Genomic DNA, 12799 nt, shown 5'->3' with positions numbered 1-12799 from the left:
GGAACGAATTGCGTAACCCGAGTACAGAAGGGTATCGACCGCATGAATGAGCTGATGAAGATCCTCGGCCAGACCGGCCAGGCGATGACATTCGATCAGATCAAGATTCAGATCGCGTCCCCGGAACAGATCCGTTCCTGGTCATATGGTGAGATCAAGAAGCCGGAAACCATCAACTACCGCACCTTCAAGCCGGAGCGGGACGGGTTATTCTGTGCTCGTATCTTCGGCCCGATCAAGGACTATGAGTGCCTGTGCGGCAAGTACAAGCGGATGAAGTTCCGCGGCATCATCTGCGAGAAGTGCGGCGTCGAGGTCACCTTGGCCAAGGTGCGGCGGGAACGCATGGGTCATATCGAGTTGGCCTCGCCGGTCGCGCATATCTGGTTCCTGAAATCATTGCCCAGCCGCATCGGCCTGATGGTCGACCTGACGCTGAAGGAGCTGGAGAAGATCCTGTATTTCGAGAGCTATGTCGTTCTCGAACCCGGCACCACCGACATGAAGCTGCTGCAGCTGCTGACCGAGGACCAGCTGATCGCCAAGCAGGACGAGTTCGGTGAGGACCAGTTCGAGGTCGGCATCGGCGCCGAGGCGATCAAGAAGGTGCTATCGCGGATCGATCTGGACGCGGAAAAGGTCAAGCTGCGGGCGGAGCTGAAGGAAACCTCATCGGAGGCGAAGCGCAAGAAGCTGGTAAAGCGGCTGAAGCTGATCGAGGCGTTCGGCGAGTCCGGCTGCCGGCCGGACTGGATGATCATGGATGTGATCCCGGTCATCCCGCCGGAACTGCGGCCGCTGGTGCCGCTGGATGGCGGCCGCTTCGCGACGTCGGACCTGAACGACCTGTACCGCCGGGTGATCAACCGCAACAACCGCCTGAAGCGGCTGATCGAGCTGCGCGCGCCGGATATCATCGTCCGCAACGAAAAGCGCATGCTGCAGGAATCCGTTGATGCGCTGTTCGACAATGGCCGTCGCGGCCGAGCCATCACCGGGGCCAACAAGCGGCCGCTGAAGTCGCTGTCCGATATGCTGAAGGGCAAGCAGGGCCGGTTCCGGCAGAACCTGCTGGGCAAGCGCGTCGATTACTCGGGCCGGTCGGTCATCGTCGTCGGGCCGGAGCTGAAGCTGCACCAGTGCGGCCTGCCGAAGAAGATGGCGCTGGAGCTGTTCAAGCCGTTCATCTACTCCAAGCTGGAGAAGTACGGCCACGCAACGACCATCAAGGCCGCCAAGCGGATGGTGGAGAAGGAGCGGCCGGAGGTCTGGGACATCCTGGAAGAGGTGATCCGGGAGCATCCGGTGATGCTGAACCGAGCACCGACCTTGCATCGGCTGGGGATTCAGGCGTTCGAGCCGGTGCTGATCGAGGGCAAGGCGATCCAGCTTCATCCGCTAGTCTGTACGGCCTTCAATGCCGACTTCGACGGTGACCAGATGGCGGTGCACGTGCCGCTGAGCATGGAAGCGCAGCTGGAAGGCCGCGTGCTGATGATGTCCACCAACAACATCCTCAGTCCCGCCAACGGCAAGCCGATCATCGTGCCGTCGCAGGACATCGTGCTGGGCATCTATTACCTGTCGCTGGAAACCCCGTTGTTCAAGCAGGTACCGGATGAGCAGGCGCCGGTATTCGGCACGATCGGTGAGATCGAGCACGCGCTGTTCGCCAAGGTGGTCGGCCTGCACGACAAGATTCGTGCCCGCTACGAAACCATCGATGTCGGCGGCAATCCGATCAAGCAGTCGGTGATCACCACGCCCGGCCGGATGATGATCGCGCAGATCCTGCCGAAGCATCCGTTCGTTCCGTTCGATATGATCAACCGCCAGTTGACCAAGAAGAACGTCTCCGACGTCATCGACATCGTCTACCGCCATTGCGGCCAGAAGGAATGCGTGATCTTCGCCGACCGGCTGATGGGCCTCGGCTTCGCGCAGGCGGCGAAGGCCGGCATCTCCTTCGGCAAGGATGACCTGATCATCCCGAAGGAAAAGGCGGAGCTGATCGCCAAGACCCAGGCGGAGGTGAAGGAGTTCGAGCAGCAGTATCAGGACGGCCTGATCACTGCCGGCGAGCGCTACAACAAAGTGGTCGATGCCTGGTCGCGCTGCACCGATGAGGTCGCCAGCGCGATGATGAAGGAGATCAGCAAGCAGGAGGCGAACAAGCCGACCAACTCGGTCTGGATGATGTCGCACTCCGGCGCGCGCGGGTCGCCGGCGCAGATGCGCCAGCTTGCCGGCATGCGCGGCCTGATGGCCAAGCCGTCGGGTGAGATCATCGAACAGCCGATCATCGCCAACTTCAAGGAGGGCCTGTCCGTCCTCGAATACTTCAACTCCACCCACGGCGCCCGCAAGGGCCTGGCGGACACGGCGTTGAAGACGGCGAATTCCGGCTATCTGACCCGCCGGCTGGTCGACGTGGCGCAGGACTGCATCATCGTCGAGGAGGATTGCGGCACCGAACGCGGCCTGACCGTGCGGGCGGTGATGGATGGCGGTGAGACGGTGTCGTCGCTGTCGGAACGGATTCTGGGCCGCACCACGGCCGAGGACGTGACCGATCCGACCACCGGCACGGTGATCCTGGCGCGGAACACGCTGATCGAGGAGGCCGAGGCCGAGGCGATCGAGAAAGCCGGTGTCGAGGCGGTGAAGATCCGTTCCGTGCTGACCTGCGACGCGGCGGTGGGCGTCTGCGGCCATTGCTATGGGCGTGACCTGGCGCGCGGGACACCGGTGAATATCGGTGAGGCGGTGGGCGTCATCGCCGCCCAGTCGATCGGTGAGCCGGGTACCCAGCTGACGATGCGCACCTTCCACATCGGTGGCGCGGCGCAGCGCGGCGCCGAGACTTCATCGGTCGAGGCGAGTCACGAAGGCACGGTGTCGGTGAAGAACCGCAATGTCATCATCAACAGCGCCGGCGCCCAGGTGGTCATGAGCCGCAACTGCGAAATCGTCCTGTTGGACGACAAGCAGCGCGAGCGTGCCCGCTTCCGTGTCCCCTATGGTGCGCGGCTGTTGTGTGACGATGGCCAGGCAGTGTCGCGTGGGCAGAAGCTGGCCGAATGGGATCCGTTCACCCTGCCGATCATCACCGAGCGTGCCGGTAAGGTCGAATATATCGACCTGATCGAGGGCGTGACGCTGGTGGAACGGATGGACGATGTCACCGGTCTGACGTCGAAGGTCGTCGTCGACTACAAGCAGGGCTCCAAGAGCGTGGATCTGCGGCCCCGCCTGCAGTTGAAGGACGAGCAGAACGAGGTGATCCGGCTGGAGAACGGCACCGACGCCCGCTACTTCCTGGCGCCGGACTCGATCCTGTCGGTGGACAATGGCGCGACGGTGCAGGCCGGCGACGTGATGGCCCGCATCCCGCGCGAGGGTTCCAAGACCCGCGACATCACCGGCGGTCTGCCCCGCGTCGCCGAACTGTTCGAGGCTCGGCGTCCCAAGGATCACGCGGTGATCGCCGAGACCGATGGACGGGTGGAGTTCGGCAAGGACTACAAGGCGAAGCGGCGCATTATCGTGAAGAACGATGAGACGCTGGAGGAGACCGAGTACCTGATCCCGAAGGGTAAGCACGTCTCGGTGCAGGAAGGCGACTTCGTACGCCGGGGCGATCCGCTGGTCGACGGCCCGCGCGTGCCGCACGACATCCTGAAGGTGCTGGGCGTGGAGGCGCTGTCGGACTACCTGGTGAACGAGATCCAGGACGTCTATCGGCTGCAGGGCGTGAAGATCAACGACAAGCACATCGAGGTGATCGTTCGCCAGATGCTGCAGAAGGTCGAGATCACGGATCCGGGCGACACGACGTTCCTGACCGGGGAGCAGGTGGACCGGACGGAGTTCGACCATGTCAACGGCAAGCTGGCGAAGGACGAGCGTCCGGCGGTGGCGATGCCGGTGCTGCAGGGCATCACCAAGGCCTCGCTGCAGACCAACAGCTTCATCAGCGCCGCGTCGTTTCAGGAGACGACCCGCGTGCTGACCGAGGCGGCGACGGCCGGCAAGACCGACACGCTGCTGGGGCTGAAGGAGAACGTGATCGTCGGCCGGCTGATCCCGGCGGGCACGGGTGCGGTGATGAACCGCCTGCGTGCCATTGCCGCCGGCCGCGACCAGCAGCGGACGCTGTGGGAGGAGACCCCGCGGATTACCGGCGACGCGGCCGAATAACGCGCGCAACGAGGATCAAAGAAGGGCCGGTGGCAGCGATGCCGCCGGCCTTTTTTCTCCTGGCCGACCTGCGCCTGCCCTGCCGCCGACCCGGCTCGGCCGGCATGGGCCCTGAACCGGGGTGAATGATCGATCCGGGATCGACACCAGCCGTGCGTCGTGGTCACGCGCCACGGGCTATACGGCGCCGGTGTCGCTCCTTGCCTCGGGCTTCCGCTTGCGCCCGCGAAGGCGCAGCACGCCGGCCCCGACCAGGCTGACGCCCAGCAGTGCCAAACTCGCCGGTTCGGGCACCGGCGTTGCGTTGATACCGGCCAGGAAGACGGTTGGCGGCAGGTTCTGGGTCGCGCCGCCGTCGCCCCAGGCCAGGAAGCTCAGGGTCTCGGTGCCGGCCCTGGCGGTAAACTGCATGGTGACCTCATTCCAGGCGGTCGTGCCGCCCGATGGCGTGGTCATCAGCGCGGAATCCAGTTCGGTCGTCGTGGTGTGGTCGTAGGCGACCGTACATGGCGATGAGGAGCAGGATACGGTGGGAGTGTCGCCAAAGAACACTTTCCACTGCTCTGCCGTGTTGCCGGTGAAACCGGCCTGCTGTCCCGCGGCCTGCCAGAATGACAGCGTATAGGTCATTCCGATGGTCAGGCCGGATATCGTCTGCCCGAACCAGGCCCCGTACAGCGGATTGCCGTCCGCCTGGACAAGATTGCCGCCCGTCGGCGGATTGGTGAACGGGCCCCAGATCGCGTAGGAGTTGGCGCCGCCGCCGGTCTGGGTGGCGGTGCCGGGACCGTCGATGAAAACCAGATGTCCCTGCTTGCCGGACTGCAGAACCCAGCCGGTCGGATTGACGTCGCTGAAATAATCCTTCGGCTGCGTCCCCGAAAACACCGTAAACAGGCCGTTCGAGACGGGCAGGATCGCGGTGGCATGCGCGGCATCGGCAGTGCCCAGGCCAAACACGAGAGAAGCGATTGCCGGCCAGTGCCGCCCCAACCGTTGCCCAAACGTAACGTATTCCCAGGTGACGCGAGATGCGCGCACCATCCTGGGCACCGGAGACAATGGCCTTGTAGCAGAACCGGACGAACAGGCAACGAAAAACGAAATTGCTTCTATTTTCTGACATTGGCGTGTGAGAAAACGGACGGATCTTCCTACGCGGATTTTATTGACGATACGCTGTGCATATACATGTCACCGGCTCGCCGGCGGCACGGCGTATGACACGCCGGCGGATCGTCCGGTGGCCAGCGCTCGCAGGTCGTCGGCGATGCCGGTCATGACAGACTCCCAATCCGTCAGGCTGGGCTGACGATAGATCCGCATCGTCGGATACCAGGGGCTGTCGCGCCGCTCGCGCAGCCAGCGCCAGCAGGCGACGTGCCGGTCCATCAGCCAGACCGGCTTGCCCAGCGCACCGGCCAGATGCGCCACCGAGGTGTCGATCGAGATGACCAGATCCAGCGCCTCGATCAAAGCGGCGGTGTCGGCGAAATCCCGCACCTCCGCCATCATATCGGTCAGGCCGAAGGCCGCGGGCGCCGGCACGCCATCCTTTTGCAGGCTGAAGAACCGGATGCCCGGAATGGCGATCACGGGCGCCAGCAGGCACGGATCGATCGACCGGCGGCGCCCGATGGCCTTGGCCTCGATCGGCTCCTTCGCCGTGCCGCCCTGCCAGACCAGCCCGACACGCAGCCCCTCGCCGGTCGCGAGCCGAGTGCGCCAGGACGCGGCCTGGACAGGATCGGCGCGCAGATAGGGCGTCGTGGCGGGGATCGTGTCCAGCGTCGTGTTCAGCGCCAGCGGCAGGCTCATGACCGGGCAGACGAGATCGGCCACCGGCAGATCGTCATCGCTTGCGGCCACCTGGACCACGCCATCCAGGCTGTGCATCAGCCGCACCAGGGAGGCCGGCACCTGCATCACCACGCGTAGCCCAAGGGCGGCGGCCAGCGGCGCGTAGCGGCAGAATTGCAGTGTATCGCCCAGCCCTTGTTCCGCGCGGATCAGCAGGGTCTTGCCAGGCGCGGCCTCGCCCCGCCATTGCGGCCGAGGATCGGCGAGCGCCGGCTGGCCTGTCAGGGCTCCGCGCCAGCGCCATTCATGCCGCTCCCACCCGGTGGGCATCTCCCCCAGCGCGAGTTCCAGCAGAGCGAGATTGTAATGGGCCTGCGGATCGTCCGGATGCATCGCCAGTGCCTTGCGGTAGGCGATGCGGGCTTCCTCGGGCCGCTGTTGGGCGCTCAGGGCATTGCCCAGGTTGTTGATGGCCTGGCTCAACCGCGGCTGCAGGCGCAGTGCCTTCCGGTATGCCGCGACCGCATCGTCCAGCCGACCTTGATGGGCCAGCACATTGCCGCGGCTCACCTGGATGGTCGCATCCCGAGGGTCCGCCGCCGCGGCCTTGTCGAGCCAGCCCAGCGCGGCATCCGTCCGCCCGGTCTGGTAGAAGATGATGCCCAGGACGTGCAGTGCCGCGGCGTCCCGCGGCGCCGCCGCCAGCACCTGGTGCAGCATTCGTTCCGCGTCGGACGGGTAGCCGGCATCCAGGGCTTGCAGCGCCAGTCTGAGCATGTCCCGCGATGCGGACGCCACCGGGCGCGGGCCGGCGGACGGAAGCACGGTCCGCGCTCTGCGTTGCTGTCTGTTCATCACGGCCGATCCTATACGCGATCGGGCCGGATCGTCGCCATTCGCACGATTGCCGCGCGTCGGATTTAGAACTGCATTTCGATTGATGGCACTCTATACATCGCAACACCGGCCGGAAGCCGCCGACGCAACCGGCATGCTCCAGGACCGGCGATGGTGTCCGGTCACCGCGCTGCAAAAGGGAAGTCCGATGCGCCTGTTCGATCGTGCGGTTCGCGGGGGTGGCTCTGCCCGCCGTCTGACCGGGGGCGCCGGCATGGCCCCGGTGGCCGCCCTGCTCGCCGCGATGGGAACCGCCGTGGCGGCGCCGTCATCGCCGCCGGTCAGCGGGGACAACGCCGGCGGTCCGGTGTCGATCCTGCCGCAGAGCTTCGTTGCGCCACCGCTGGTGCCCAATGCCGGCAATGGGGGACAGGCAAGGGAAGCACCCGCCGCGGCGCTGGAGGATCTGGCCAATCTGCTGGAGCGCAATCCGGACGCCGTGGCCGCCGAGGTCGACGGGACGCCGATCACCATGGGCATGGTGGCCGAATCGGTACGCGACCTGCCGCCGATGTGGGGAGCGACGCCGTCGCGCCAGATATTCGACGTGGTCCTGAACACCCTGATGCAGAAGCGTCTGCTCGCCATCAAGGCTCGCAAGCTCGGCCTGGAGAAGGACAAGGTCGTGCAGGACCGGATTGCCAATGCCACCGACCGCGAATTGGCGGCGGTTCTGCTGCGCAATGAGACGCAGGCCAAGGTGACCGACAAGGCGGTCGAGCAACGCTACGTCCAGGAGTATGCCGGCAAGCCCGGACCCGACGAGGCATGGCTGCGCGTGATCGGAGCCGATTCCAAGAACGCCGCGCAGGAGGCGCTGCAACGCCTGAACAGCGGGACCGACTTTCCGACCGTGGTTCAGCAGTACAGCCACGACCCGTCGCGCGATGCCGGCGGCGATCTGGGATATGTCACACCGGATGTCCTGCCACCGGAACTGCGGGCGGTCGCCTTCGCGTTGCCGGTGGGTGAGATCTCGGCCTTCCCGATACAAAGCAACGGCTTGTGGTACATCATCGAAGTGGAAGGCCGCCGCCAGCGCGCGGCGCCTCCGCTTCAGGACGTGAAGCAGCGGTTGAAGGAACAGCTGGGCTTCGAGGCTGGGCGCGACTTCATCGAGCAGGCCCGGCGAAGCGCGGATATCAGAGTCTATGGCCCTGTTGGCCTGACCGGCGACGAGGCGAAGGCAGCGACGAAACCATAGCGGCGGGCGGAGCGTCCGCCCCACGCCCTCAACCCCCACGCCTTCAACCCCCCAACGACTTCAACATTGATCCTGCGACGTCAGGCCTTCGAAACGGCCTGGCTGGTTGCGATCGGCTTGGCCGCTTCCTCCGGCTTGGCATCCCGCGGATCGAACGGATACAGCAGCTGGCCAACGACGGAGCCGGGCAGTTTGTCGTCGATGCCGTAGTCCTCGGGGTGGTGCCTGGGCAGGTAGAGGGTCCCGAAGAGCCAGTCGATCCAGGGCAGGGTGGGCGCGTAGTTGCGGTCGCGCAGGCCCGAGTTGGTATGGTGCCACAGGTGGAAATGCGGCGTTGCCACCAGGTACTCCAGCGGACCGAAACGCCAGTTGATGTTGGCGTGGATGAAGAAACCCCACAGCAGCAGCATGATCACGATCAGCGCCGCGATGGCCCCGCCCTCGGGGGTCAGCGGAGTGATGATGCCAAGGGCGAAAACAGGCACCAGCCCGCAAAGCTTGTTGAACGCGTTGTCGATCGGATGGGCGCGCGCGCTGATCAGGAAATACAGCTCTTTCGGCGCGTGATGCAGGCAATGGAACCGCCACAGGAATGGGATCGTGTGCGACCAGCGGTGGCCCCAGTAGAAGCCGATTTCGGCGATCACCAGCGTCGCCAGGACGCGAAGCCACAGGGGCTGCATCGCGACCCAATGATAGTAGCTGTATGGCCCCAACCGGTGCGCCGCCCAGACGGTCCAGCCCAGGATCGGTGAAATGATCAGGGCCGGAATCAGGCCGGCCAGGAAATAGAACGCCATGTCCCCGAGCAGACGGCGGTTGAAGAAGCGCCGGCGGTGGACCGCGAACACATGCTCCAGCGGCATGAAGACGACCGCCAGCAGGACGAGCCAGATTGCCTGCCTGAACGGTCCCATCAGGAACATCGGGATGTGATATGTGGCGAAGAACGATTGTATTGTCATGACTTCATCAACCGGCGGCCGACCCGGCCGAGAGGAGCCCTTCGTTCATATTCATATAGGACGGTGGCTTGCCCCGGTCACATAAATTAGTGTGGTGTCAACAATTGTCATGCCGCGCCTGCTGTCCCGGGAACTGGCACCCCGTGGGATTGACGATCCCAGGAAGCCTGCGCACCGACCCGGAAAATTCCATCAGCCGTGCCCGCCATGCGGATTTGGCACGCATGGCGGGCGCTTGCCCGCGAGCGGGCCGGGCGGAATTTGCATGCAGGGTCCTGGCTAGATATTGAAGAAACGTGTCAGAAAATTTTACACCTGCCGAATTTGGCAGTGGACGACCCGTGGAAAAGCCAATGATTTCGGCACGATATGGGCTTGGCACATCAATTGCAAAAATTGGCATCCAGAATGATTTTTTGGGCGCCTGGCAAGGCGTCGCGAAGGGACGCGGATGATGCAACGACGGTTCGTGAAAGCAGTTTGTCTGGCCAGCACGGCACTGTCTCTGACCTTCCTGGCGACGGAAGCGGGTGCAACGCCTCTGCCGGTTCCCGGGAACTTCAACTTCCTCCAGCAGGATGCGGGTGGCACGGCGGCCAAGTCGCCTTTCACCAGCTTCAAGCCGACCGGCTGGTCGTTCGGCAACGCGGGAGGTCTTGTCTTCATCGCGTCTTCCTCGAACTCGCAGCTGAACCCCAGCGCGCCATGCGGCTCGACGTATTTGCAGACCTATACCTGCCCTGGCGTGCTTTCGATTTCCGGCGGCTACAACGTCGTCGAGGCCGACGGCAACCCGCATTTTGAAAGCAGCTTCAGTGCGCTGGTGAAGAATCTGGTGCCCGGCACCACGTACACGCTCAGCTTCTATCAGGCCGCCAGCCAGCAGGTCGGCTATTCCGGCGCGACGACGAACCAGTGGATCGTGGCTCTCGGTTCGGTCGGCTCTTATCTTTATACGGCTGATGCAAACAATCCCGGCGGCGGCCAGAACATCAACTGCAAGAACCACTGCACCTATGTCGACACGGACAGCAACGCGTCGATCGCCGCCTCTCAGCTCATGAACGTGCCGAGCCAAGGCGGTGTAGGCTGGCAGTATGTGTCGGTCAGCCTGACGGCGAAGAGCACGACCGAAACGATCAGCTTCCTGGCCTGGGGTAATAACGGCAATACCACCAACATGCCGCCGATGGCATTCCTGACCGGCGTGAACGCGGCGCCTGGCCTGGTACCGGAACCGGCGAGCCTTGCCGTCATGGGCATCGGTCTGGCAGGGCTGGGCGCCGTCGCGCGTCGCCGCCGGAAGGCCAAGCCGGCCGCCACCGAGGAATAGCGCTCGCGGCATTTCCTTCCACGCCGCCCACGCGACGCCCATTTGGAGCGCGATCGCATGAAGCCGGCGATCAGAGGGCGCGCACCACGCTGTTGAATTAAAGCATGACGGGGTCAACCTGGCCCTGCCATGCTTTAGAACCGCCCTCCGGCAGACGGTTCTTCCGTTTGCGGGCGCACCTCAACCGATTCCTGTCGCCAGCGCTGTCTGCAACGGTTCCAGCAGGGCCGGCTTGGGCCGCCAGCGCCCCATCGAGCTGCGATAAATCGGCTGGCGAACCTGCGTCATGCTCGCCGTCCGCACCGACCGCTCGGTTCTATGGAATTCCAGGCAGGCCGGGTCCCAGTCCAGCCCGCAATGGGCCACGATCCGCCGGGCCTGCGGCTCAAAATCCTGCACCATGGTTTCGTAGTCGACATCGATCATGACGTCCGGTGGCAGGATCGCTCGCCAGTGTGCCATCAGACGCTGGTAGCCGGCATGATAGCGCCCGAGTTCGGCCAGATCGTAGCTGAACGGCTGATCTCCCGAGAACAGCTTGGAGAAGATGGACAGGCAGGTGTCCACCGGATCGCGCCTTGTGTGGATGATTCTGGCATTCGGCAGGATCATGCGGATCAAACCCGCATACATGAAGTTGACTGGCATCTTGTCCACTATGCGCAGCGCCCGAGGTGCCAAACGCCGCAACGCGGTGACGTAGTCGCGTCCCAGCTTCGTAAGATCCACCTGCGCCAGTAGCGGCACCACTTCGGGGAAGGGGGCGGATCCCAATCGTTGCATCGTCATCGCGCGGACTACCTCGCCCAGTTCCAGCCGCTCGCCGGCACCGAACACGGCGTGGTGGCTGGCCAGAACCTGTTCCACGAGGGTCGTGCCGGATCGTGGCATGCCGATGATGAACACCGGCTCCGTGGCGGGATCTCCCCAACCGAGACGGCTCGCCAGCAGGTGTGCGTCGAAGACCTGCGCGATCCGCGTCATCATGCGCAGGGCGGCGTCCTCTCGATAGGTGATGTGTTGCCGCTTCAGCGCATTGCCGCGCAGCAGAAGGTCGAAGCTGCGGTCCCGTTCGCCGATATCGTCATACGCCTTGCCGAGGGCGAACAGCAGCTGGCACTGCTCCTCGGGCAAATAGGTCCCGATGCGGCTCAGCATGTCTTCCAGCCGCGCGATGACCTCGTCGTCCCGGCGCACCCTGGCGATCTCCGTGAGGTGATAGGCCAGGTCGGTTCGGTCGGGTGCCAGGCTGAGAGCACGCCGGAAAGCCGCCTGAGCCTCGGGGATGGCGCCGGTCTCCGCCAGAACGGCACCGCGCAAACCGAGGGCGGCGGCATGGTCGGGCTGGATCGCCAGGATACGCCCGATCAACGCCAGCGCTTCGGCCGGTTCACCCAGGTTCTTCAATGCCGTCGCCAGGCCCCCCATTGCGTCGGTGTCGGACGGGTGCCGAGCGAGGATGGCGCGATAATGGGCCGCCGCTTCGGCATCCTTGCGCTCCTGGCCCAGGATCGTGCCGATCCCGTTCAGAGCCGCCACGTTGTCCGGCTCCGCCGCCAGGACGGCGCGGTAGGCGGCGCGGGCTTCGGTGTGCTGCCGCAGCATCGTCAAAGCATCCGCCAGGGCCAGCCGCGCCTCCAGATAGTCGGGATCGACGTCCAGGGCCTGCCGGAAGCAGGCCACGGCCTCGGGCAGGCTGGCCCCGCGCGCCAGCAGCCGGCCCAGCCCGAGACTTGCTTCCGCGAAATCCGGATCGGCCGCCAGGGCAGCCCGATACTGCGTTTCCGCCTCGCCGCGCCGGCCGATGCCAACCAGCAGGGTCGCCAGCCCGAAATGGCCTTCCGGATGATCCGGCGCGTATTGAAGCAGCGTATGATAGGCGTCGACCGCGTCATCGATCCGCTGCTCGGCCTGCAGGCACGCCGCCAGCGCGAAGCGCGCGTCGGTCATGCCGGGGTCGAGCGCCAGGGCTCGCCGAAGCTGATCGGCGGCTTCTCCATGCCGTGCCTGTGCCTGCAAGGCGCTGCCGAGGTTTGCCAGCGCCACGGCCGACTGTGCTATCGCCGACTGCGGTGCGGCGGCAACCGCGCGGCGTAGCAGCGTCTCGGCGGCCGGGGCGGCGCCTTGGCTCAGCCGCAGGACACCCAGATGGATCAGCGCATCCAGGTGCGTCGGGTCCCTTGCCAGCAGCCCCTGATAGGCGGTGGCGGCCTCTTCGAGACGGCCCGCGTGATGAAGCTTGATCGCGTCCTGGAATGTCATGCGCCAGTATCCGATCGCAGAAGGGCGCGCGTGACACGCATCAACATCTCGCGGGCGAGCCGCCCGATCTGGTCGATCGCGTCCCACACTGCATATATCCTGCGTATATCGGGTGTTGCATGGCGCGCAACGATCCTG

General features: G+C 64.9%; 7 protein-coding genes. 3 read left to right on the top strand and 4 right to left on the bottom strand.

Features of this window, described 5'->3' with window-relative positions; translation table 11 throughout:
• Window positions 1-42 precede the first annotated feature (42 nt).
• Window positions 43-4200 (top strand): DNA-directed RNA polymerase subunit beta', encoded by a 4158-nt coding sequence (rpoC, locus tag VHC04_RS00645; protein WP_325676874.1) that lies wholly within the window; start codon window positions 43-45, stop codon window positions 4198-4200.
• A 177-nt stretch (window positions 4201-4377) separates the two neighbouring features.
• Here the strand turns inward: rpoC and VHC04_RS00640 are convergent, their stop codons facing one another.
• Together VHC04_RS00640 and VHC04_RS00635 are read right to left on the bottom strand one after the other, a co-directional pair.
• Window positions 4378-5241, bottom strand: a complete 864-nt coding sequence (locus tag VHC04_RS00640; protein ID WP_325676872.1) for a PEP-CTERM sorting domain-containing protein — start codon at window positions 5239-5241, stop codon at window positions 4378-4380.
• Window positions 5242-5394: 153 nt separating this feature from the next.
• Window positions 5395-6777 (bottom strand): tetratricopeptide repeat protein, encoded by a 1383-nt coding sequence (locus tag VHC04_RS00635; protein WP_325676870.1) that lies wholly within the window; start codon window positions 6775-6777, stop codon window positions 5395-5397.
• Window positions 6778-7045: 268 nt separating this feature from the next.
• On the opposite strand from VHC04_RS00635, the gene VHC04_RS00630 reads away from it, so the two are divergent.
• Entirely contained in the window at window positions 7046-8101 is a 1056-nt protein-coding gene (locus VHC04_RS00630) for a peptidylprolyl isomerase (RefSeq protein WP_325676868.1), read from the top strand.
• 80 nt (window positions 8102-8181) lie between these two features.
• Here VHC04_RS00630 and VHC04_RS00625 read toward each other — a convergent pair whose 3' ends face one another.
• Window positions 8182-9066 (bottom strand): sterol desaturase family protein, encoded by an 885-nt coding sequence (locus VHC04_RS00625; protein ID WP_325676867.1) that lies wholly within the window; start codon window positions 9064-9066, stop codon window positions 8182-8184.
• A gap of 469 nt (window positions 9067-9535) precedes the next feature.
• Between VHC04_RS00625 and VHC04_RS00620 the strand changes: the two genes are divergently transcribed.
• Complete coding sequence (locus VHC04_RS00620) at window positions 9536-10399, top strand: PEP-CTERM sorting domain-containing protein (RefSeq protein ID WP_325676865.1); 864 nt, start codon at window positions 9536-9538, stop codon at window positions 10397-10399.
• Window positions 10400-10579: 180 nt separating this feature from the next.
• Here the strand turns inward: VHC04_RS00620 and VHC04_RS00615 are convergent, their stop codons facing one another.
• Window positions 10580-12661, bottom strand: a complete 2082-nt coding sequence (locus tag VHC04_RS00615; RefSeq protein WP_325676863.1) for a tetratricopeptide repeat-containing sulfotransferase family protein — start codon at window positions 12659-12661, stop codon at window positions 10580-10582.
• Between the last annotated feature and the right edge of the window lie 138 nt (window positions 12662-12799).

It is taken from the genome of Rhodopila sp. (assembly GCF_035548095.1).
In the GTDB taxonomy this organism is placed as follows: domain Bacteria; phylum Pseudomonadota; class Alphaproteobacteria; order Acetobacterales; family Acetobacteraceae; genus Rhodopila.
Note: the sequence above shows the minus strand (reverse complement) of the source record. Positions and strands in the feature narration are given on the sequence as shown.

Coding starts and splice junctions, on each gene's coding strand:
- rpoC (WP_325676874.1), top strand. CDS start 43: ATGAATGAGCTGATGAAGATCCTCGGCCAGACCGGCCAGGCGATGACA.
- VHC04_RS00635 (WP_325676870.1), bottom strand. CDS start 6,777: ATGCTCAGACTGGCGCTGCAAGCCCTGGATGCCGGCTACCCGTCCGAC.
- VHC04_RS00630 (WP_325676868.1), top strand. CDS start 7,046: ATGCGCCTGTTCGATCGTGCGGTTCGCGGGGGTGGCTCTGCCCGCCGT.
- VHC04_RS00625 (WP_325676867.1), bottom strand. CDS start 9,066: ATGACAATACAATCGTTCTTCGCCACATATCACATCCCGATGTTCCTG.
- VHC04_RS00615 (WP_325676863.1), bottom strand. CDS start 12,661: ATGACATTCCAGGACGCGATCAAGCTTCATCACGCGGGCCGTCTCGAA.